We start from the raw sequence: 20,643 nt of genomic DNA on the forward strand, positions 1-20,643 counted from the left end.
AAGGTGAGCGGCTGATACTGCCAGGAACCCTGACCATGCCCGCCGCCCCGCCTCCCTGCTCCATCCTCATTCTTGCCGGTGGCCGTGGCCAGCGCATGGGCGGCCAGGACAAAGGCCTGCTCGACTGGCAGGGCCAGCCGCTGATCGCCCACATCCACGCCGTGGTGCGGCCGCTGACCGACGACCTGATCATCTCCTGCAACCGCAACCAGGACCGCTACCGGGCCTATGCCGATCAACTGGTCGGCGACGCCGAGGCGGACTTCCCCGGGCCGCTGGCCGGAGTACTGGCCGGGCTTGCAGTGGCGCGCCACGACTGGATACTGGTGCTGGCCTGCGATGCGCCACTGATTGACCAGGCACTGATCCTTGAGCTGATGAACCTGGCCAATGACCAGCAGCAACCGGCGATGATTCGCCAGGGTGGTTACTGGCAGCCGATGTTCAGCCTGATCCCCTGCGCCTTGCGCAGCGACTTGCAGCAAGCCTGGGACGCCGGCGACCGGGGGGTGCAGCGAACCTTGCGCCAGCATCCGCTGCGGGCGCTGGAGTGCGCCGAGGGAGACCCGCGCCTGAGCAATTTCAATACCCCGGATTTTTTGCGCGGCTGATCGCGGGGTAAACTCAGTAGTCCTGCCCCGCCACCACCGTCGCCTGTTTACCCGGCTGTACGACGCGCTGGAATGCCGCTTTTACGTGCGCAGGCGTCACCGCCTCAAGCTGCTCGCGCCAGGTCACCAGGGTGTCGTCCGGCAGCTGGTTCAAGGCGACCTGCGCCACATGTTCAAGCAGGCGCTGGCGGCTGGTACCGTCAAAATGGGCAAGCAAACGCGCCTTGGCCTCGTCCAGCTCCTCCGGGCTCGGGCCTTCGCTGACAAAGCGTGCCAACGCTTGATGAACCGCTTGCTCGGCCTGCTGCTGGTACCCGGCGCTCACTTCCACAGAGATCACAAACGCCCCGGCTTGCTGGCCCATGGCGAAATAGCTGGCCGACTGCCAACTGACATCACCGCCAAGCGCCTGGCCGATGGCCCGATTGAGCCGCGTCGGCCAGTGCTCGCCACCGAGAATGTCGCTGCCCAGCAGCAACGGGAAAAAGTCCGGGTCGCTGCGCGGCACCGCCGGCTGGCCGATCTGTATCCAGATCGTGCCTTGCTGTGGCTCGATCTGCTGGTGGCTGGCCTGGCTCAGGGCCTGCACCTTGGGCAGCGCCGGCAATGCCGTGCACTGACCGCTCGGCAAGCGCCCCAGTACCGCGCTGGCCACGGCATCGGCCTGGGCCCGGTCAAGCTTGCCGACCAGGCTGACCGTGGCCCGGCACGGCAGCATCATTGCCGTGTAATGGCTGCGCAGATCTTCCATGCGGGTACGTTCGAGCATGGCCGGGGTCAGGGCATAGCCGAACGGCAGCGCGTATTCGTACAGGTCGATCTGCTTGTTGCGCTGCAGCCCCGGGCGGGTCAGCTCGCGGGCATAAGGGTGGTCGCCGTACAGCGCCTGGGCAAAGCGATGCCCTACCCCGGGAAAACGCTTGGTGGTTTCACCGTTGACCTGGCGAATGTAATAGGGCTTGGCGCGAAACCAGATACTGCCGGCAAAGGTCGGCTCGGCAATCTGCCGGCCGAGCAAGGCGCTGGCCTCGGCCTGGCGCTGGGGGTTGTTATCGGTAATGGTCAGGATGTAGCTGAAACGGTCGGCATCGACCTGGGTAGTGAGTTGGCTGTCCAGGCGCATCCAGTCCATGCGCAGCGCGTTGCCGTTCAGTTCCGGGGCGTCGCCCTGGGCGTGCACACCTTCCACCGCGAGGACCGCGCCAAGCACCGCCAGGCCCGGTTGGTCCTGTGAGTCGCGGCGGCTGCCGGCATCGAAGTCGACCTGGATCTGCAGGTCGCTGGCCTGGCTTTGCGCCAACAGGTAGACCCGCGCGCCACTGGGCTGGGTCCAGTGTTCAATGGCCAGGCTGTCGGCGGCCACGGCCGGGGCGATTGCGCTCAATCCCAACGCGCAGGTGAAGAGTCGTTCCATCAGGGTCATAGCAATTTCTCAAAGGACCAGGGCGCGGACGCTACGCACTTGGCTCGCGCAGATCAAGCCCGGGCAACGGCTGACACTGGCGCCGGCAGGCTTTAAGCTCAGCCCCCCGCTTTTGAGAATGAAACAGATGCCAGCCCTGAGTGCCCGCGAGGTTTGCCAGCAACTGCGTGACGCCGCCCTCGGCCTTCGCCCGTTGCGCCGTGTCGGGGTTGAGATCGACATCGATGGCTGGCGCCTGCACCTGGATTTCGACGGCAGCCACTTGCACCATTGCCTCGCCTGCCGCAGCAGCGATGGCCGTGTAGGCACGCTGGACAGCTGGCAATGGGGCACAGATCCGGTGAGCTTGCTCAGCACCTGGGAGCTGGCGCAGGTCGAGCGGTTGCTGCGACTACAAACAGCAAATTCAACACAGTGTTGATATTTAAAATTTACGTTGATAGCCTACCTTCACCGTCCAACGCCCACGAAGGCTGCGATGAAGGTTTGCCCAGCAAAGAACCACGAACAGCAACTTATCCTCGGCGTACTGCACAGCACCCTGAAAATGCTCAGCCAGGTCGTCGGTAACCATACCGAGGTTGTCCTGCACGACCTGCTTAACCCTGAGCGCTCGATCCTCGCCATCGCCAACGGCCATGTCACCGGGCGCCGGGTCGGTGATTCGCTGCTCGGCAGCCCGCGTCATGATCTGGGCTTTGCCGCGGTGCGCCGGGCCATGGACGATCGCAGCAGCTGCGAGCCGATCGTGGTCGACAACTACGCCACCCTCGCCCCCGACGGCCGCACCTTGCGCAGCGCTACCGTGGTCTATCGCGACAGCAGCGGGCAGCCGTTTGCCAGCCTGTGCGTGAATGCCGATCTGAGCGCCGTCGAAGCTGCGCACCAGTTGCTCGGCGGGCTGCTGGGCCTGGCCAGTGCGGCCGCGCCGGTGGCGGACGAGACCAGGGACCTGCAACAGCTGATGGCCGAGATCATTCACGACGCCTGCCCCGGCGGTGTGCTCGGCATGAAGACGGCGCAAAAGCGCGAAGCGGTGCGGCTGATGCAGGAACGCGGCCTGTTTCTGGTCAAGGGTGGCATCGAAAAGGCCGCGGCATCGCTCGGCGTGACCCGCTACACCATCTACAACTACCTGGAGCAGCTCCGGGCAACAGACAACGGACAGCAATGACCCATGCAAGTTGAAATATTCCAGGTAGACGCGTTCTCAGCCACGGCGTTTGGCGGCAATCCGGCAGCGGTGTGCCCGCTTGAAGCCTGGCTGGCAGACGCGACGCTGCAGCAGATTGCCGCCGAAAACAACCTCTCGGAAACCGCGTTCGTGGTCGCCAATGGCGAGCTGTTCGAGCTGCGCTGGTTTACCCCGACGGTAGAAGTCGACCTGTGCGGCCACGCCACCCTCGCGGCGGCCTGGGTGCTGTTCGAGCAATTGGGCGAACAACGCGACACCCTGCGCTTTGCCACCCGCAGCGGCGAGTTGCGCGTTCGGCGTGACGGCGCTCGCCTGGCCATGGACTTCCCGGCCCGCCAGCCACAGGCGCTGGCCGTGCCCGAGGGTTTGTTGCAGGCCCTGGGGCTTGAGCGGATCGAGGCGCTGTACCGCACCGATGACTACCTGGTGGTGGTCGACGACCCGGCGCTGGTCGCAGCGCTTGCCCCCGACTTCGCCGCCCTGGCCGCCTTTGACGTGCGCGGCATCGCCGTCACCGCCCCGGGCCGCGAGGTTGACTTCGTCTCGCGCTGGTTCGGCCCGCGGGTAGGCGTCAATGAAGACCCGGTCACCGGCTCTGCCCATACCTCGCTGGCGCCCTACTGGGCCGCGCGCCTGGGCAAGCACAGCCTCAGCGCCGAGCAAGGCGGCCTGCGCAAAGGCCAGTTGCATTGCCAAGTGCTCGACAACGGCCGGGTGATCATCAGCGGCCAGGCGGCGCTGTACCTGCGCGGCACGATTTTTATCTAAACAGGCTCAAGCACTGCCCGCCCAGGCCACAGCCGATCACCACCAGCCAGGGCGGCAGCTTGAAGGCCATCAGTGCGACCAGCGCCAGCAACGCCAGGACAACATCCAGCGGCTGGCCAATGGCGCTGGTCCACAGCGGCTGATACAACGCCGCCAGCAACAGCCCCACCACCGCCGCATTGACGCCCAGCATCGCCGCCTGCAGGCGCGGGTTGCGGCGCATGCGCTCCCAGAACGGCAACGCCGCGAACACCAGCAAGAACGCCGGGGCGAAGATCGCCAGCAGACACAGCACCGCCCCCAGCCAGCCGGACTGCGGCCCGTGCATCGAGGCGCCAAGAAAGGCGGCAAAGGTGAACAAGGGGCCGGGCACAGCCTGGGCAGCGCCGTAACCTGCCACAAACGTCTCGTTGCCGACCCAGCCGGTGGGCACCACTTCAGCCTGCAGCAGTGGCAGCATCACGTGTCCGCCACCGAACACCAGCGCGCCGGTGCGGTAGAAGGCATCGATCATGCTCAAGGTCGGATCGGGCCAGAGCCCGGCCAGCAGCGGCAAACCGAGCAACAGGGCGAAGAACAGCAGCCACCACCAGCCGCCAGCGCGCTGGCTGACCCCGATCGGCAAAGGCTCGTGGACAACGCTGCTGCCCGGTTTCAGCAGCATCAACCCCGCGCCAGCCGCTGCAACCATCACCGCCACCTGCGCCCCGGCACCGGGCAGCAACAGCACCAGCCCGGCAGACGCCAGCATCAGCACAATCCGCGGCGCATCCGGGCACAACGTGCGGGCCATGCCCCACACCGCCTGGGCGACAATCGCGACCGCCACCACCTTAAGACCATGGAGGATGCCGGCCGGCACCGCCTCGGCATAACCGCCCAGCCCCAGGGCCAGCAGGGTCAGGGCCAGCGCCGAAGGCAGGGTGAATCCCAGCCAGGCCGCCAGCGCCCCGGCGTAACCTGCGCGCGACAGGCCCAGGGCGATGCCGACCTGGCTGCTGGCAGGGCCCGGCAGAAACTGGCAAAGCGTCACCAGGTCGGCATAGCTGCGCTCGCTCAGCCAGCGCCGACGGCTGACAAACTCCTGGCGAAAAAAGCCAAGGTGGGCGACGGGGCCACCGAACGACGTCAGGCCCAGGCGCAGGAAGATCAGGAAAACCTGCCATGGCGTGTGATCGTTGGCGTGGGGCATACAACGCTCGTTCTACCGGACTGCGCCCATCTTGCCAGCGATGGGCTTTGTGCAGCCAGAAAATTACCAGCGCTGCGCACTCGATCGCGGGGCAAGCCCGCTCCCACAGGTTCGGCGCTGCCTTCAGCATTGGATTGATGCCGGCTCAGAACGCCTTGCTGGCACTTACCACCACAGTCGCCGAGCACAGGTCGTCATAGCCATACCAATTGCTGCACTCGCTTTTGGACAGGTCGGTGTCGATGTAACTCAAGCCCCAGGTCACGCCGACAAACTCGCGACTCAGCTTTGCCTCCCACTCATAGTACGCATTGCGGTCATCGCCACTGGCCGACCAGAACGCCGGGTCCTTGACATCGTTGCGCCCTGCCCGCAGTTCCAGGCCGACCTCGGCCGGCAAGGCGAAGCTGTAGGCAACATAGCTGTACAGGGTGTCCTGGTCCTTGCCAAAGGCGTTGGGCGCATCGCTTGAGTAATAGGCGCCCAGCTTGAGCCCATAGAGGTCAAGGATGGCGTAGACCTCGCTCATGTTGAACTGGCCTTCCTTGGGGTAGCTGTATTTGAGGTAGCCAATATCCAGGCTGATGGCATCGCTGGCCTGCCAGTACCAGCCGGCGTAGTACTCGATTTCCTGGCGGGTCTTGTAGTCGAAGCCGTAATCCACCGTCGAAGTCCAGGCGCCCAGGTACAGGCCGCTGCTGTGCATCAGCGTGGCGCCGGCCTGCAGCGCCGGGTCGCCGAGGCTTTGCGAGATGCCCCGGGAGCGGTAGTCGCTGGTCGCGGCCAGGCTCATGTCGAGGCTGAAGGAATCGTTGAGTGTCAATGCCTGGGCCGTCAGCGGCGCCAGGCAGGCGAAAGCAATGAGCAAGCGTGTGTTCATACCAGACCCTTGTTGTTATGCGTGTGCGGGTAACGGCGCTGTCAGGACTCGCTGGCGTACACCTGCTTGCCGGCGAAGTAGGTCTTGAGCACCCTGGTGTCGAACAGCTCCTGGGCGCTGACCTTGAACACATCGCGATCGAGCACGATCAGGTCGGCCTGCTTGCCGGGCGCTATCGAGCCGATCTGCCGTTCCAGGCGCAGGGCCTTGGCGGCGTTGAGGGTGTAGGCCTGGAACATGACCTGGCGGTCGACACGTTCCTTGGCATTGAGCACACCCAGCGGGCCCTTGCGGGTCATGGCCTGGGCAATGGCATTCCACGGGTTGGGGCTGGACACCGGCCAGTCGCTGGCGCCGGCGATCAGCGCACCGGCCTGTTGCAACGAGTGCGCCGGGTATTGAAAGGCGTAGCCCTGGGCACTGACGTAGGGTTTGACCAGCTCGACGGTGTAGTTTTCAGCGGTCGCCCAGAGCATCTGCATGGAGGCGATCACCCCCAGTTGCTTGAAGCGCGCAAAGTCCTTGGGGTCGACCATCTGCAGATGGCTGATGCTGTGCGCCAGCGGCTTGCCTTGCAGCGTGCGTGCATAGGCCACGCCATTGAGCGATTCGCGCACCGCCCGGTCACCGACCGCATGCATGTGCACAATCCAGTCGCGCTGCTCGGCCGCGGCCACCAGCTCGCCGAAATGCTGCGGCTCGATCAACAACTGGCCGTTCTTGTGGCTGTTGCTGTATGGGGTGATGACCGCCGCCGACTGCCCCGGATATTCGAGCACGCCATCGACAAACACCTTGATGCCCGGGAAACTCAGGTTGGGCACCCCCTCGAACTGCTTCACGACCTGGGCCAGCACCTCAAGGTCGGCCGGCCGGCTCTTGGGGTTGGTGATCATCAGCGCCGCGACATGGGCATTGAGCTCACCGCGCTCGGCCAGCGCCCGGTACAGCGGCAGCACGCCAACGGTTTGCGCCGTGGCCTTGAAATCGAATAGCGAATCGCCGCTGCCGGCATTGGCTGCGGCATCCATCCAGGCGGTGACGCCATACTGGTTGTTGACCCTGACCGCCTCGCGTGCGGCCTTGAGCATCACTTCCTGGCTGGCTGCGGGGATCTGGCTGCGGACCTGGTCCCAGCGCGCTTCGGCGAAGTAGCCGTTGGGGCTGAAGTCGGCCTCGTGGCCGACATAACTGCGGTCTTGCTCGGACAGGCTTTTGACCCACGCCGCGTCGATCTGCATACGCTTGAGCATGGCCTGGTTGGCCCAACCGGTATGGCCGTCGATGCCACTAAGCACCAGCGGCTGAGTGGCCCAGCGGCCCTGGTTGAACAACTGGCCAAGTTCGCGACTGTTGTCCCAGTAGGCCGAACTCGCCCCGGCGACACTGATCACATCGCCAGCCTTGCCACGGCCTTGTTCGACCTCGGCAAGGATCCACTGCTCAAGCGCGGGCAGCGGCTTGACCTCATCCTGCAGGTTGGCGCCGAGGCTGTCGTAGGCCGCCACCACCGGGTGGCTGTGGCTGTCGATCATGCCGGGCATCAGCACCTTGCCGGCCAGGTCGATGCGTTGCGTGTGGGTGTCGGCCAGGGCCTGGATCTGCGCATCGCTACCCACTTGCAGGACCTTGCCATCCTTGACCGCAACCGCCTGCATCAAGCCCTGGCCGGGTTCGCCGGTGTAGACCTTGCCGTTGAACAGCACCAGGTCGGCGGCGGCCAGGGCCGGCAGCGAAGCACAGGCCAGGGCAGTGGCCAACAGCGTGGGGATCAATCGTTGCATTGCAGCGCTCTCTTGTTGTTATAGGGCTGGTGACACCCTATAGCGCGCAGCGCGGCAATGGACCTCTGCAAATGAGGAGGGTCAGGCGGTTTTTTCCGCCACCGGCATCGACAGGCGCAACGCCGCACCCAGCTCCACCTTGCTCTTGACCCCCAGTTGCACGTAGCAATTGCGCAGGTAGGTGCGCACCGTCGCCGGACTCAAGGACAGCATCCGGGCGATTTCCTTGTAGGAGTGCCCGGCGGCAAACAGCATGGCTGCGGTGCGCTCGCGGGGCGCCAGCAGCACCCCTGGCGCGGGTGCTTCCAGCGACACAATCACATGCTCGCCATTGGCGCTGAGGGTCAGGCTGCTGCGCCCGAGGCGCATCACGCACGGCGCCCTGGCCAGTTGCGCGCACACCTGGGGCGGCAGCAACGAGCCGCTCCAGCCCGGCAGCGCCTGCTCGATTGCCGCGCACACCCGCGCGCCCACATACAGCAAGCTGCCATCGAGACGGGCAATGGCGAAATCGGCAGCCGCGTTGCCGGTATCGAGACGGATCATGTCCTGCACCTGGAAGCGCCACAGTTGCAGCAGCTGCTCGCAGAAGGCGGCGAACAAGCCGTCTTCGCTTTCGCAAAAGGCAGCGTCGTGCTCGCCGCGGTACAGGCAGACGTAAAAGTTCAGGCCGCTCTGTGGCAGCTCGAAGGTAATGCACATCAGGTGATAGAGGTCGTAGCGGCGGGCGAAGACATTGACCGCCTCGTTGGGGTCGGTGAACTCGCTGTCGCGCACCACCTGCCCTGGCCGCGCCAGGGTGGTGTGGGCGAAACAGTCGATGCCGGCAACCTCGCTCCATTCGCGGGCAAAGGCCGGCGGCAGGTCGATGCGCCCGTGCATCCAGCTTTGCGGCGCAGCGGTTGCGCCAGCCCCAGACATCTCGCCCCACCAGGCCGAGGCAAACGGCACTATTGCGCGAAACGCCTGCAGGCCCTCGGCGATGAAATGCGAGCCGCCACCCTCGCGGGCCAAGCTCGCCAGTTGCAGGACACAACGATTGAACGCCTTGAACTGGGTACTGCTGAGCATTGGCCAACCCTGTTTGCTGCCGAACGGTGGCGCCGACAGTGACACAGGGGTGCAAGAGCGTCCAGCCCAGGGCCGCTATGCGGCCCATCGCCAGTGAGGCCGGCTCATATCACCAGTCGTAAGTCATTTCAAGCGACGCCACCCGCTCCTGCCCGTAGTAGCAGCCAAAGGAATAGTTGCAGTCCGAGACATACTCGCGGTCAAACAGGTTCTGCACGTTCAGGCTGGTCTGCAGCCCGCGCAGGCTTGGGTCGAGTTTGCCCAGGTCGTAGCGGATAGTGGTGTCGTAAACGACGAACGCCGGCACGTCGAAGGCGTTGGCCGAATCCCCCGGCTTGCGCCCGGTGTAGCGCGCGCCGGCACCGACGGTCAGGCCGTTGAGCGCAGCCTGGGTGAAGTGGTAGTCGGCCCACAGGGTAGCCGACACCGGCGCTTGCGCCTCGGAACGGTTGCCCTTATCGCCATAGTTGCTCTTGGTGTAGAACGAGTCGATGTAGGTGGCCGCCGCCAGCACGTCGAGGTTGTCGAGGCGGGTCTTGAGCTCGAGCTCGACACCGCGCGAGCGCACTTCGCCGTCCTGGCTTTCGTACTCAGGGTAGAGCTTGTCGCCGGTCTTGACGTTCTTCTGGGTCAGCTCGAACAGCGAGGCGGTGATCAGGGTCTTGTCCAGCGGCTGGTACTTGACGCCGATTTCATACTGCTCGCCCTCGGTCGGCTCAAAGGCCTTGGCGCCGCGCTGCGGGGCGCTGGTGCCGATGGTCGGCAGGAACGACTGCGAATAGCTGATGTAAGGCGCCAGGCCGAACTCGGTGACGTAGGTCAGCCCTACCCGGCCGGTGAATTTCTGGTCGTTCTGCTCGGTGATGGTCCGCGCCAGCAGGTCCTTGTTTTCGACCTTGGCCCAGTCCTGGCGCCCGCCGACGGTGATGATCCACTGGTCGAGCCTGATCTGGTCCTGCACATACAGGCCGGTCTGGCCGATGGTGTTGTCCCATTGGGTGGTCAGCTGCGGCACCACGTCGTCGGTGGGGTAGTTGCTCGGGTTGTACAGATCGACCGGGGCCACGCCATAGGCATTGTAGCCGGTGTACTTGCGGTTGAAGCGGCGGTAGTCGAGGCCCACCAGGGTGGTGTGCTGCAGGCGGCCGGTGGCGAACTTGTACTCCAGGTTGTTATCGATGGTGTAGGCGGTGTTGTGCTGGCGCCAGTCGAGCTTGGTGCGGGTGGCGTGGGTCTGGTCGAGCACGCCGGTGTCGGCATCGCTGACGAAGCCGCGCAGGTAGAAACCCTTGTAGCGGTCGCGGATGTCGATGTAGCGCGCGGTCTGGCGGTACTTCAAGTCGTCGCTGAAGGCATGGCTGAAGTCGTAGCCGAGCACAAACTGGTCGCGCCGGTAGTCGTTGTAATGGGAGTCGCCGAGAAACGCATCGCGGTCGATGCGCTGGCCATCGGGGCCGCGGTCGAGCGAGCCGATTTTCGGCAAGGCCTGGTAATCGGCCAGGCCGTCATCGCGCTGCAGCTGGGCATACAGGGTCAGCGCGGTGTCTTCGTTAGGCGCCGAGGTCAGGCTCGGCGCCAGCAGCATGCGCTGGCTGTTGGTGTGGTCGAGCTGGTCGTTGCCCTTTTTCGCCACGCCCACCAGGCGGTAGCTGAGGGTCCCGGCTTCATCCATCGGGCCGCTCAGATCAATCGCGCCATTGACCCGGCTGTAGCTGCCCAGGCCGAACTTGACCTGGTTGCGCTGTTCGCGGGTCGGGCGTTTGGAGACCATGTTGACGATACCGCCCGGCTGGTTCTGGCCATACAGCACCGACGACGGGCCCTTGAGCACTTCGATGCGTTCGAGGGTGTAGGGGTCGATCTGCGGCGCACCGCCCAGGCTTCCGGCGTACGGCAGGTAGGCACCGTCCAGGTACAGCGGGGTCGGGGCGAAGCCGCGGCTGGTGATCTCGTCGGCAATGTTGTTGCGGTCGGTAAAGCCGTTGACGCTCAGGCCCGGGGTGTAGCGCAGGGCCTGGGTGAGATTGCGCGCGCCCTGGGTTTCGACCTGGGCGGCGGTGACCACGTTGACCGCCTGGGGGATTTCCAGGATCGGCGTGTCGGTCTTGGTGCCGGTGGCGCTGCGGGTGGCGACATAACCATCGACCGGCCCGTAGGCCGACTCGACCGCCTTGCCGTTGATGGCGGTGGCGTCCAGCTGCACGCTGGCGTCATCGCCCGCCCCTGGCAGCAGCGAGTAGCTACCGCTGTCCTGGCGCAGCAGTTGCAGGTTGCTGCCGGCCAGCAGCTGGCGCAAGCCGGCCTCGACGCTGTAGCGGCCATGCAAGCCTGGCGATTGCAGGCCACGGGTATCGGCCGGCTGGAACGACACGGTGACCCCGGCGCTGGCGGCAAAGCGGGTCAGCGCCGACTCCAGGGAGCCGGCGGGAATGTCGAACTGGCTTTCGACGCGGGTCTCGGCCCAGGCCGGCGCAGCGGCCATCAGGCTGGCGCCGGCGCCTGCCAGGGCCGAGCCGAACAGCGCGGCCTCAATGGCACGGCGCAAAGGGGTGAGTGTGCGCAGGTTGCGCGTGGAGTGTGGATTACAAAGGGACATGCAGTTTCCTTTCGCCCGTTGGCAGTGGTGGTGGCGTCTGAGGCGCCTCTACCTACAAGTCGAATGAGAATCTGAATCAACACCCCCCTTGTGAAAATAATTTTCTGCTGCGTTTCAGGCCGCTTCGACCCTGACCCAGTAGCGGCTGAACTGGCGAATACGCACCGGCAAGGTGCTGCTCAGGTTGGCGAGAATAGGGTCGCTGTTGGCCAACTGGAAGGCCCCGGAAATTCTCAGGCCGGCCACCGCCGGGTGGCACCCCAGGTGCCCGGGCCGGTAGCGCTGCAATTCGTTGATAAAGTCGTCCAGGCGCCAGTCGTGCACCACCAGCAGGTCGCGCAGCCAGGCGTCGGCCTCGGGGTTGGCGGGCTGCAACGGGCTGATGCTGGCGCGCTCAAAGCTCAGTTGCTGGCCGGCCTCGACCCGCACGGGGGTGAGCAGATCAGCGCTGCAACGCACTTGCACGGCATGCTCCTGCACGCTCACCCGGGTGCGCCCGGCGTCGCGGCGAACGATAAAACGCGTGCCCAGCGCGCGAATGCTGCCTTCGCCGGTATGCACGATGAAGGGCCGGGCCAGGGCATCTTTTGCCGTTTCGATGAGGATCTCGCCGCTGAGCAGGCGCAGTTCGCGCAACTGCCCGCTGTAGTGAATATCCACCGCGGTAGCGGTGTTCAGGTGCAACTGGCTGCCATCCTGCAGGCCTATGCTGCGCCGCTCGCCGGTGCCGGTGCGCTGGTCGGCGATCAAGGCCGGCAACGGCGTGGTCTGCCAGGCCAGGGTCCCTGCCCCGCCCGCGGCCAGCAGCAGCGACAGCACCTTGAGCACTTCGCGGCGCTTGGCCTGGGCGCTGGCCAGCAGCGGCCGGGCAACGCCAGCACTGACCTGAGCAAAGGTGCCTTGTACCCGCTGCAAGCGCTCCCAGGCCTGGCGGTGGCGCGGATCACCGGCCAGCCACTGTTGGTGGGCAAGGCGGGTAGCCGGGTCTGGCGCTTCGCAGCGCAGTTCGACGAACCAGTGGGCGGCCGCTTCGAGGGTGGCGCGATCCAGGCGCTGGGCGCTCACCGCTCAGTCCTCGGCCAGCAGCAGGCAATGGGTCAGGGCGCGCACGGCGTGTTTCTTCACCGTGTTGACCGCGAGGTTCTGGCGCCGGGCGATTTCCACGTAGCTCAGGCCGTCGAGCTGGGCCATGAGAAAGATCTCGCGGGTCTTGCGCCCCAGACCGTCAAGCATGGCGTCGATTTCCATCAGCGTCTCGATCACCAGGGCGCGGGTTTCCGGCGAGATGTCGAGCAGCTCCGGGCGTGCGGCGAGGGTTTCGAGGTAGGCCTGCTCCAGTGCGCGGCGGCGGAACAGGTCGATCATCAGGCTGCGCGCGACGGTGCTCAGGTAGGCCCGTGGCTCACGCAGTTCCGGGGCCTTGCGCTGGGTCATGACGCGGATGAAGGTGTCCTGGGCGAGGTCCGCGGCATGCTCGCGGCAGCCCAGGCGCTTGCGCAGCCAGCCGCACAGCCACGGGTGATGCGCCTCATACAGCGTGTGAACAGCGAGTTGCAGCGAAGGGTCAGCGCTGGACATGGAGGCGGCCTGGGCAAAGTTATCTGGTAATGAATCTCATTCATTATAGTTAGATCCAAATTTGCCAGGCAAGCCGCAATGCAGTTGCCGCTCCACCCACCAGGACAGCGGCAGGGTCAGCAGCAGGAGTGCCGCCAGGCTGATCACCGCCGTGGTGATGCCGGCGCTATCGCCAACAGCGCCAAACACCACCGGTGCCAGGGCGCCGCCGCCGATGGTGCCGGTGTAGAACAGGGCAAAGGCCTGGTCGCGCCTGCCCGCCCCCGCCAGCTCCGGCACCACGCCGTAGAGCACCGACGAGGTGCCATTGAGCACCAGGCCCAACAGCGGCAACAGCACCAGCATCGGCGTCAGCGGCAGGTACAGCATCGACACGATCAGCAGCGCAGTGAGCGACTCGGTGCACCACACGGTTTTCATCATGCCGATACGTGCGCCCAGGTAGCCGCACAGCAGCTTGCCGAAGGCGCCGCCGACGAACAGCAGCATCAGCGCCAGGCCGATACCGGCGGAGCCTGCGCCCTTGGCTTGCAGCAGAAACGGCAGAAAGGTGAGAAAGCCCATGCGTACCGCACTGTCGAGGGTGCCGGTGAGCAGCAAGGCGGCCAGGCCGCTGGCGGAGTCGCTGCCAACAGCAATCACTGCTTTGCGCACGCCCGGCGCCGCCGACGGCTGCGGCGCGATCAGCCACCAGAGCAGCGCAGCGGCCGCAAGGCCAAGGATGCCCAGCACGGTGACGCTGGTTTGCCAGCTGGTCACCACCAGCAACAGGCCGACTCCGGCGGGCACCAGCATCTTGCCGATATCACCGGCAAAGTTGTAGTGCGCCAGCGCCTTCTTGACCTCGCCGCCGGCCTCATGACTATCGCTGACCAACGACGATGCCAGCGGGTGCTGGGTACTGGCACCGAGGCCGCCCAGCAACAAGGCGAACAGCAGCATACCCAGGCCCCCGGCCTGGCCAGCCACCAGGTAGGCCAGCCCGGCCAGGGCGGTGCCGCCGACCAGCAGACGCTCACGGCCCCAGCGTTTTGCCGCGCGGCTGGCCAGCAATTGCAGGCCAGCCATCATCCCGGCGTAGGCGCCACGCAGCAGGCCGACCTGGGCGAAGCTCAGGGCAAACTGCGCCTGCCACAGCGGCAGCAAGACGTAGATGACATCGGTGAGGCCATCGTGCACGGCGTGGGCCATGCTGGCGGCAATCAGTGAACGACGGCGGGTGTTCATGCATAAAGGCTCGGGCGGGAAGACCAGAGCCTTTATAGATCACGGTTTTTGCGTATGACCAATACCGTTTTCAGACCGATCGATACCGGTTCAGTACACCGCCCCCACCGGATAGACAAAGGCATTGACGTCATAGAACGGCGTACGCTGGTAGAACCAGTGCAAGCGTGCGCTGGGGCTGGCGGCGAAGGCCTTGTCACCCTTGAGCTTGCTGTCGAACTCGGCCTTGAGCTCGGGGCTTTCGGCGAGCATCTTGCGCGCCATCGGCTCCATCACGTATTCCTCCGGTTCTTCCGCCGCCACCAGGGTCGCATTGAAAAAGCCCCAGGCCCAGAACGAGTCGGGGCTTTCGGGGTACAGCAGGTTGACCGCCAGCACGCCCAGCGGCTGGTCGGTATCGATCACCACCGAGCCGGCCGGGAAGGTCTGCAAGCGCTCCAGCGGCTTGGCCACGCCACTGACCAGCAAGCGCCCTTCGTAGCCCGGGATCTGGTTGACCTGGGTGCGATCGGGCTCGAAGCCCCCCGCCACTTTTACCTGGTCCATGCGATACAGGGTGACGGCAATCGGCGTCGGCTTGTCGAGGGTGGTCATGTGGATGCCATGGGCCTTGAGCCGGGCAATCACCTCGCGCCACTGGCCCGGCACCACATACTGTTTAGGCCGTTTGACCACCAGGTCGGGCTCGGTGTTGCCCGTCACCGGCACGCTGAGCTTCTTCGGCGTGTTGCTCCAGACGAGGGTCCTGGCACCGGTGATCGGCGACTGCTCATAGCGGTAGTCACCGACAGTAAAGGCGGTGCTCTGGGCCTTGCCCGGTTTCCAGGTGAGGGTCACCTGCTCCTGGGCTTCGAGGCGTTCGCGGTCCTGGCGGATGGCTTCGCCAAGCGACGTGGCCTGATCGCCAATCACCTGGAACATGCTCTTGAGCATCACGTAGTTGCCCAGCACCTGGGTTTGATACGGGTGCAAGGCGTGCTGCTCGATGAGGATCGACGGCACGTTGCGGATGTCGCCGTACTGGTTGGAAAAGCGCGCGTAGTCTGTGCGGTACGGGTAGTAACCCTGGGTCGGGTCCTGGTTGCTGTTGAGGCTGATGCATTCATGCACCACATGGCCGTCGGCCTCCAGCGCCTGGTACACCGGTGCGCGCATGACCTTGTCGATCCAGGCGCTGCTGGCCGGCGACCAGCCGTTGCCATTGTGGCAATAGGAGCTGTCGTAGGGGTACATGGCGCCGTCGGTGGAATGGGTGTCGGCAAAAAAGCTCAGCTGGTAGGTGTTGAACACCCAGGCGACGTTGCGGATCTCGGCGCTGTCGAGCTTGGTGAAATCGCGGTTGAGGTTGTAGTTCAGGCCGTTGACCCGCCAGCCGGTTTCATCCGGGCCGTTCTGGTTGATGCGCCCGTAGGCGCTGCGGCGCAGGTCGCCGTCGACATTGACGGTGGGAATGAAAAGGATGTTGACCTTCTCCAGTAACGCAGCCAGCGGTTTGTCGCCAGTGGTCATGTCGCGCAGGAGCATGAACATCGCGTCCTTGCCATTGGCTTCGCCGGGGTGAATCTGGGCTTCGACGAAAATCGTCGGCTTGCCCGACTCGTTGAGCCCGGCCGGCGACTTGTCGACCTCAAGGGAAGCGATGGCCATCAACATCGGGTGGCCTTCGGCGCTTTTCTCCGGCAGGTCGTTGAGCACGATGCTGCCCCCGGAGGCGGCGGCCAGGCGGGTCATGTAGGCACGGGTTTCGTCGTAGTTGCTGGTCTGGCGAAATTCGCTCGCCTCGGCCTGGGTGATCAGCGGGTTGTCCGGCCTGGCCAGGTAACGGGTGCTGGCCAGGGTCTGGGCGAACATCGCTGGCAGGATGCGCTGCTTGGCAGCCGGGGAATACAGGCTATCGTCGATATACGACGGCGCGCTGGGCAACGCCGCCGGGGCTTGCACGGCAGCGCCCAGCAACAGCGCGACAACGAGGGGCTGCAAAAGCGGGTGTTTCATGATCGATCCCTGTCATGAGAGGCAGGTGCCCACCTTAAACCACAATGTGTAAGCAGACGAGAGCCAGGCCGGGTCACAGATACGGCTGTTCTTCCCCCGGGCTGCGCTGGAAATGGCGCTTGTACTCGCGGCTGAACTGCGAGGTGCTCTGGTAGCCCACCCGGTGCGCCGCCTGGGCCACGCCCATGCCCTCACCGATCAGCATCTGCTGGGCCTTGAGCAAGCGCAGGCGCTTGAGGTACTGCATCGGCGACAGCAAGGTGCTGCGCTTGAAGTGCTCGTGAAAGGTCGAGGCGCTCATGTTCGCGCACGCCGCCAGCGCTTCGACGCTCAGCGGTTCGGCATAGTGCTCGCGCAAGTAGCTGAGCGCCGCCGCGATGCGGGCAAAGTGGCCCTGCTGCTCGACCAGTGCCCGCAACACCCCGGCCTGCGGCCCGCGCAAGGCCACATACAGCACCTCCCGCACCCGCGCCTGGCCCATTACCTGGCAGTCCAGCGGGTCGAGCAGGCAGCGCAGCAAACGCTCGACGCTGTCGCGCATGGCCTCATCCAGCGCCGCCGAGGTCATCGACTCCGGGGTTTGCGCCGTGATCGCCCGGTCTGGCGCCAGGCCCATGCTCTGCACCAGCTCCCCGAGCACGCCGCGGTCGATGGCCACCGACACCCCCAGCAGCGGCTCCTGCTCGGTGGCAAAGGTCTCACACATGAACGGCACCGACAGCGCCTGCACCAGGTAATGCCCGGCGCCGTATTCCAGGGTACGCGGCCCAAGGCGCGCCAGCTTGCTGCCCTGGGCGAGGATCATCAGGCTCGGTTCGTAAATCTGCGGGCTGCTGGCCACGTAGTGACTGGCCGACAGCACCTGCACCTGGGCAAGTGGCGTGTCGACAAAACCCGGGCGCAGCGCCAGGGAGCGGATCAGGGTACAGAGGGTGGCGTTGGCATCGGAGTGGCGAGTGAGCTGCATGAAAAACCGCACGGAGGATTGGACACTGACATCATCGCAGCTTCGCGGCCAGGCGCCAGAGTCCGGCGACCAAGTACGGAGTTTTAGGCATGACTGGCGGAGGAATGACGATAGGCGAGCCGACGCTGGATGCGCAGAATGCGCAGCCTTCACCGATCACCGTTTATTGAGGCCCTATGTACACAGCCATCGGTTACGCCGCCCAGTCCGCCACCACGCCCCTGGCGCCCATGACCTTCCAGCGCCGCAGCCCGCGCGCCGACGATGTGGCGATCGAGATCCTCTACTGTGGCGTGTGCCACTCCGACATCCACCAGGCCCGCAACGAGTGGGGCATCGCCGTGTATCCGCTGATGCCCGGCCACGAGATCGTCGGCAAGGTCACCGCCGTCGGCGCCAAGGTCAGCCGCTATCAGGTCGGTGACCTGGTGGGCGTGGGCTGCATGGTCGACTCCTGCCGCCACTGCGAAGCCTGCCAGGCGGACCTGGAGCAATACTGCCTGCAAGGCCCGACCATGACCTACGCCACCCCCGACCGGGTCGACGGCAGCAACACCATGGGCGGTTACTCCAGCAGCATCGTGGTCAGCGAGCACTTTGTCGTGCGCATTCCACAAGGCCTGGACTTGCCCAGCGCGGCGCCGATCCTCTGCGCCGGCATCACCACCTACTCACCGCTCAAGCATTACGGGGTCAAGCCCGGTGACCGCGTGGGCATTCTCGGCATGGGCGGCCTGGGCCATATGGGCATCAAATTCGCCAAGGCCATGGGCGCCGAAGTCACCCTCTTCACCCGCTCGCCGGCCAAGGCCGAAGAAGCCCGGCGCCAGGGGGCTGACCACGTGATCGTGTCCACCGATGAGGCGCAGATGCGCGCCGCGGCCGAGCGTTTCGATTTTCTTCTCGACACCATTCCGGTCCAGCACGACCTCAACCCCTACCTGCAGACCTTGAAGTTCGACGGCGTACACATTCTCGTCGGCCTGATCGAGCCGGTCGACCCGGCGCTGCACGCCGCCAACCTGGTAATGAAGCGCCGGGTGCTGGCCGGCTCGCTGATCGGCGGCATCGCCGAAACCCAGGAAGTTCTGGAGTTCTGCGCCGAGCACGGCATCAGTTGCGACATCGAGATGCTCGATATCGGTAACATCAACGAAGCCTTCAGCCGCATGATCGCCGGCGATGTGAAGTACCGCTTCGTCATCGACATGGCCACGCTCAAGGCCTGAGCCTGTCAGGCAAACACCTGGCTGTACTCGTGGGCGCGGTGCAGGGAAATGCCCTTGGCCTGCTCCACCGCCAATGGGTGGCTGCTGGCGGCCAGGGTCACGCTGGGGCGCGAGGTCGGGCCGCTCAACTGCAACCGGCCTTCAAGCCCCAGGGTTTCTGCCAGGGTCGGAATACTGTTGGCCAGGCGCACGGCAAAAGGCGGCTCGGCGGCCTGGTGCTCATCGCGCCAGAGCTCACAGACGCGCTCGAAATCCGCCGGCTGCAGTTCGACCCAGATACCGATGCAGTAACTATCGTTGATTTGCGCCACGGCCAGCGGCAACAGTGCCCGCAAAAAAAACCGCTCGCCGGCGATCACGCACCAGTCGTTGCTTTCCCTGACCTTGCTCTGGCGTTCCTCGGCGGCTAGCGCGAACAGCGCATCCGGGCGCCGAAACGCAAGTTCCCCCAGTTCATCGCCGTGGTCGTTACCGCACTGACTGCACATCATCAAAGCTGCCTCCTGCACCGGATTGATTGGTTAAGGGGCGCGACTCTAGCAGGCTCGCCGGGCAAAGTTGAGCTGCGGCTGATTGCCCCACCGGGTCTGGCAGCCGTTGTACTGGTCTAGGGTTAAGGGTTCAGCCGTTGCACCCCACCTGAGCAGGACGTTCAGGTGCTGACTCAAAGGAGCCCCTCATGGACGAGATCCCCCTGCTGCGCAAATGCCTCGGCTTGCTCTATAGCCTGGTCTGTTACCTGTTCTCCATGCTGGTGCTGGCGTACTTCGTGGGCTTTATTGGCCCCCCGGAAGTTCCCAAGGACATCAACTCCGGCCCGCCGACCGCCTGGTACTTCGCGGTGCCGATCAATGTGCTGCTGATCAGCCTGTTCGCCCTGCAGCACAGCGGCATGGCGCGCAAGGGCTTCAAGCAGTTCTGGCTGCAATGGGTACCGGCGCCCATCGAGCGGGCCACCTATGTGCTGTTCAGCAGCCTGGCGCTGAGCCTGCTGTTCCTGCTCTGGCAACCGATTCCCCTGACCCTGTGGGATGTCCAGGCGCAACCGGCCCGCGGGCTGATCGAAGCGCTCTACTGGCTGGGCTGGATCATCCTGGTGCTGGCTACCTTCCTGCTCAGCCACTTCGAACTGTTCGGCCTCAAGCAGGCGTTCGACGCCTTTCGCCCACACCCCGGCGAAGCCAGCGCCTTCAAGACCCCCTGGCTGTACCGGCTGGTGCGCCACCCGTTGTACCTGGGCTTTGTCATGAGCTTCTGGGCGACGCCGCACATGACGGTTGGCCACTTGCTGTTTGCCGGGGTGAGTACCTTGTACATCCTGATGGGCACGCTGCTGGAGGAGAAGGACCTGGTGCAGTTGTTTGGCGAGCAGTATCGGCAGTATCAGCGCAAGGTCGGGATGTTGTTGCCTTTTGTGGGGCGCAGATAGATTGATCGCGGGGCAAGTCGAGGCGTCGCACCGCCGCTCCCACAGGATTGCGCGGCCCCGCGATGCTTTTGGCTACACCGACACTTTCAACATCCCCCGCTCGACAATGAAATCAATCACCCGCTGCAACCCCTGCCCGGTCTTGAGGTTAGTAAAGGCCCAGGGTCTTTCCGGACGCATGCGCCAGGTGTCCTTTTCCATCACCTCCAGCGAAGCGCCGACATAAGGCGCCAGGTCGATCTTGTTGATCACCAGGAAATCCGACTTGGTGATCCCCGGCCCGCCCTTGCGCGGGATCTTCTCGCCTTCGGCAACATCGATCACGTACACAGTGAGGTCGGCCAGCTCCGGGCTGAAGGTGGCGCTGAGGTTGTCGCCGCCGCTCTCGACGAAGATCACTTCGAGGTTGCCGAATTTGCGCGCCAGCTCTTCCACCGCCGCCAGGTTCATCGAGGCATCTTCGCGGATCGCGGTGTGAGGGCAGCCGCCGGTTTCCACTCCGACGATGCGCTCGGGGGCCAGGGCGCCGGCCTCGGTGAGGATGCGCTGGTCTTCCTTGGTGTAGATGTCGTTGGTTACCACGGCGATTTCATAGTGGTCGCGCATGGCCTTGCACAGCGCTTCAAGCAGCGCGGTCTTGCCGGAACCGACCGGGCCGCCGACACCAACGCGCAGGGGTTGCTGATAACTTTGCATGG

At 65.0% G+C, this 20,643-nt stretch carries 19 protein-coding genes; 6 read left to right on the forward strand and 13 right to left on the reverse strand.

Annotation, left to right across the window (positions count from 1 at the left end; translation table 11 throughout):
* Positions 1–35 precede the first annotated feature (35 nt).
* Positions 36–611 (forward strand): molybdenum cofactor guanylyltransferase MobA, encoded by a 576-nt coding sequence (gene mobA / locus BLR26_RS17965; RefSeq protein ID WP_093383449.1) that lies wholly within the window; start codon positions 36–38, stop codon positions 609–611.
* A gap of 13 nt (positions 612–624) precedes the next feature.
* Here mobA and BLR26_RS17970 read toward each other — a convergent pair whose 3' ends face one another.
* Positions 625–2,025: a M16 family metallopeptidase gene (locus BLR26_RS17970; RefSeq protein WP_176794264.1), complete on the reverse strand. Its 1,401-nt coding sequence runs from the start codon at positions 2,023–2,025 to the stop codon at positions 625–627.
* A gap of 136 nt (positions 2,026–2,161) precedes the next feature.
* On the opposite strand from BLR26_RS17970, the gene BLR26_RS17975 reads away from it, so the two are divergent.
* Genes BLR26_RS17975 through BLR26_RS17985 form a run of 3 tightly spaced genes read left to right on the forward strand, consistent with a single transcriptional unit; the run spans position 2,162 to position 3,997 of the window.
* Positions 2,162–2,455, forward strand: coding sequence for a DUF7693 family protein (locus tag BLR26_RS17975; RefSeq protein ID WP_093383457.1), 294 nt, complete (start codon positions 2,162–2,164; stop codon positions 2,453–2,455).
* Between the two features lie 57 nt (positions 2,456–2,512).
* Entirely contained in the window at positions 2,513–3,208 is a 696-nt protein-coding gene (locus BLR26_RS17980; protein WP_093383461.1) for a helix-turn-helix transcriptional regulator, read from the forward strand.
* A 3-nt stretch (positions 3,209–3,211) separates the two neighbouring features.
* Positions 3,212–3,997, forward strand: coding sequence for a PhzF family phenazine biosynthesis protein (locus tag BLR26_RS17985; RefSeq protein ID WP_093383466.1), 786 nt, complete (start codon positions 3,212–3,214; stop codon positions 3,995–3,997).
* Here BLR26_RS17985 and chrA read toward each other — a convergent pair.
* From chrA to BLR26_RS18035, 10 genes are all read right to left on the reverse strand, one after another.
* Positions 3,990–5,189, reverse strand: a complete 1,200-nt coding sequence (chrA, locus tag BLR26_RS17990; protein WP_093383471.1) for a chromate efflux transporter — start codon at positions 5,187–5,189, stop codon at positions 3,990–3,992. The two genes, BLR26_RS17985 and chrA, sit on opposite strands and share 8 nt — an antisense overlap.
* Before the next feature lie 145 nt (positions 5,190–5,334).
* Positions 5,335–6,069, reverse strand: coding sequence for a TorF family putative porin (locus BLR26_RS17995; RefSeq protein WP_045198667.1), 735 nt, complete (start codon positions 6,067–6,069; stop codon positions 5,335–5,337).
* 41 nt (positions 6,070–6,110) lie between these two features.
* Complete coding sequence (locus BLR26_RS18000) at positions 6,111–7,853, reverse strand: amidohydrolase (protein ID WP_093383475.1); 1,743 nt, start codon at positions 7,851–7,853, stop codon at positions 6,111–6,113.
* Positions 7,854–7,934: 81 nt separating this feature from the next.
* Positions 7,935–8,924: a helix-turn-helix transcriptional regulator gene (locus BLR26_RS18005; protein WP_045198664.1), complete on the reverse strand. Its 990-nt coding sequence runs from the start codon at positions 8,922–8,924 to the stop codon at positions 7,935–7,937.
* A gap of 109 nt (positions 8,925–9,033) precedes the next feature.
* On the reverse strand, positions 9,034–11,520 hold the full coding sequence (locus BLR26_RS18010; protein ID WP_093383480.1) for a TonB-dependent siderophore receptor: 2,487 nt from the start codon (positions 11,518–11,520) through the stop codon (positions 9,034–9,036).
* Positions 11,521–11,634: 114 nt separating this feature from the next.
* A complete protein-coding gene (locus tag BLR26_RS18015) occupies positions 11,635–12,585 on the reverse strand; it encodes a FecR domain-containing protein (protein ID WP_045198659.1) in 951 nt (316 codons plus the stop codon).
* Positions 12,586–12,588: 3 nt separating this feature from the next.
* A complete protein-coding gene (locus BLR26_RS18020) occupies positions 12,589–13,098 on the reverse strand; it encodes a sigma-70 family RNA polymerase sigma factor (protein ID WP_045198658.1) in 510 nt (169 codons plus the stop codon).
* Between the two features lie 36 nt (positions 13,099–13,134).
* Positions 13,135–14,325 (reverse strand): MFS transporter, encoded by a 1,191-nt coding sequence (locus BLR26_RS18025; protein WP_093383484.1) that lies wholly within the window; start codon positions 14,323–14,325, stop codon positions 13,135–13,137.
* Between the two features lie 90 nt (positions 14,326–14,415).
* The gene (locus BLR26_RS18030; RefSeq protein ID WP_093383489.1) at positions 14,416–16,320 is read right to left on the reverse strand and encodes a M14 family metallopeptidase; all 1,905 of its coding nucleotides are present in this window, start codon (positions 16,318–16,320) and stop codon (positions 14,416–14,418) included.
* Positions 16,321–16,393: 73 nt separating this feature from the next.
* Complete coding sequence (locus BLR26_RS18035) at positions 16,394–17,287, reverse strand: AraC family transcriptional regulator (protein ID WP_045198654.1); 894 nt, start codon at positions 17,285–17,287, stop codon at positions 16,394–16,396.
* A gap of 176 nt (positions 17,288–17,463) precedes the next feature.
* On the opposite strand from BLR26_RS18035, the gene BLR26_RS18040 reads away from it, so the two are divergent.
* Complete coding sequence (locus tag BLR26_RS18040; protein WP_045198652.1) at positions 17,464–18,516, forward strand: NAD(P)-dependent alcohol dehydrogenase; 1,053 nt, start codon at positions 17,464–17,466, stop codon at positions 18,514–18,516.
* Positions 18,517–18,521: 5 nt separating this feature from the next.
* Here BLR26_RS18040 and BLR26_RS18045 read toward each other — a convergent pair whose 3' ends face one another.
* Positions 18,522–19,007: a DUF2199 domain-containing protein gene (locus BLR26_RS18045; RefSeq protein WP_093383494.1), complete on the reverse strand. Its 486-nt coding sequence runs from the start codon at positions 19,005–19,007 to the stop codon at positions 18,522–18,524.
* Between the two features lie 188 nt (positions 19,008–19,195).
* Between BLR26_RS18045 and mddA the strand changes: the two genes are divergently transcribed.
* Entirely contained in the window at positions 19,196–19,945 is a 750-nt protein-coding gene (mddA, locus tag BLR26_RS18050) for a methanethiol S-methyltransferase (protein ID WP_093383500.1), read from the forward strand.
* 72 nt (positions 19,946–20,017) lie between these two features.
* On the opposite strand, the gene ureG is transcribed toward mddA, so the two are convergent.
* Complete coding sequence (gene ureG / locus BLR26_RS18055; RefSeq protein ID WP_045198646.1) at positions 20,018–20,641, reverse strand: urease accessory protein UreG; 624 nt, start codon at positions 20,639–20,641, stop codon at positions 20,018–20,020.
* Between the last annotated feature and the right edge of the window lie 2 nt (positions 20,642–20,643).

It is taken from the genome of Pseudomonas sp. UC 17F4 (genome assembly GCF_900101695.1).
In the GTDB taxonomy this organism is placed as follows: Bacteria; Pseudomonadota; Gammaproteobacteria; order Pseudomonadales; family Pseudomonadaceae; genus Aquipseudomonas.

Excerpts from the sequence above, each read along its gene's own strand:
- mobA (WP_093383449.1), top strand. The coding sequence starts at position 36 with ATGCCCGCCGCCCCGCCTCCCTGCTCCATCCTCATTCTTGCCGGTGGC.
- BLR26_RS18025 (WP_093383484.1), bottom strand. The coding sequence starts at position 14,325 with ATGAACACCCGCCGTCGTTCACTGATTGCCGCCAGCATGGCCCACGCC.
- BLR26_RS17995 (WP_045198667.1), bottom strand. The coding sequence starts at position 6,069 with ATGAACACACGCTTGCTCATTGCTTTCGCCTGCCTGGCGCCGCTGACG.
- BLR26_RS17970 (WP_176794264.1), bottom strand. The coding sequence starts at position 2,025 with ATGGAACGACTCTTCACCTGCGCGTTGGGATTGAGCGCAATCGCCCCG.
- BLR26_RS18020 (WP_045198658.1), bottom strand. The coding sequence starts at position 13,098 with ATGTCCAGCGCTGACCCTTCGCTGCAACTCGCTGTTCACACGCTGTAT.
- mddA (WP_093383500.1), top strand. The coding sequence starts at position 19,196 with ATGGACGAGATCCCCCTGCTGCGCAAATGCCTCGGCTTGCTCTATAGC.
- BLR26_RS18005 (WP_045198664.1), bottom strand. The coding sequence starts at position 8,924 with ATGCTCAGCAGTACCCAGTTCAAGGCGTTCAATCGTTGTGTCCTGCAA.
- BLR26_RS17980 (WP_093383461.1), top strand. The coding sequence starts at position 2,513 with ATGAAGGTTTGCCCAGCAAAGAACCACGAACAGCAACTTATCCTCGGC.
- BLR26_RS18045 (WP_093383494.1), bottom strand. The coding sequence starts at position 19,007 with ATGATGTGCAGTCAGTGCGGTAACGACCACGGCGATGAACTGGGGGAA.
- BLR26_RS17985 (WP_093383466.1), top strand. The coding sequence starts at position 3,212 with ATGCAAGTTGAAATATTCCAGGTAGACGCGTTCTCAGCCACGGCGTTT.
- BLR26_RS17975 (WP_093383457.1), top strand. The coding sequence starts at position 2,162 with ATGCCAGCCCTGAGTGCCCGCGAGGTTTGCCAGCAACTGCGTGACGCC.
- BLR26_RS18040 (WP_045198652.1), top strand. The coding sequence starts at position 17,464 with ATGTACACAGCCATCGGTTACGCCGCCCAGTCCGCCACCACGCCCCTG.
- chrA (WP_093383471.1), bottom strand. The coding sequence starts at position 5,189 with ATGCCCCACGCCAACGATCACACGCCATGGCAGGTTTTCCTGATCTTC.
- BLR26_RS18030 (WP_093383489.1), bottom strand. The coding sequence starts at position 16,320 with ATGAAACACCCGCTTTTGCAGCCCCTCGTTGTCGCGCTGTTGCTGGGC.
- BLR26_RS18010 (WP_093383480.1), bottom strand. The coding sequence starts at position 11,520 with ATGTCCCTTTGTAATCCACACTCCACGCGCAACCTGCGCACACTCACC.
- BLR26_RS18035 (WP_045198654.1), bottom strand. The coding sequence starts at position 17,287 with ATGCAGCTCACTCGCCACTCCGATGCCAACGCCACCCTCTGTACCCTG.
- BLR26_RS18000 (WP_093383475.1), bottom strand. The coding sequence starts at position 7,853 with ATGCAACGATTGATCCCCACGCTGTTGGCCACTGCCCTGGCCTGTGCT.
- ureG (WP_045198646.1), bottom strand. The coding sequence starts at position 20,641 with ATGCAAAGTTATCAGCAACCCCTGCGCGTTGGTGTCGGCGGCCCGGTC.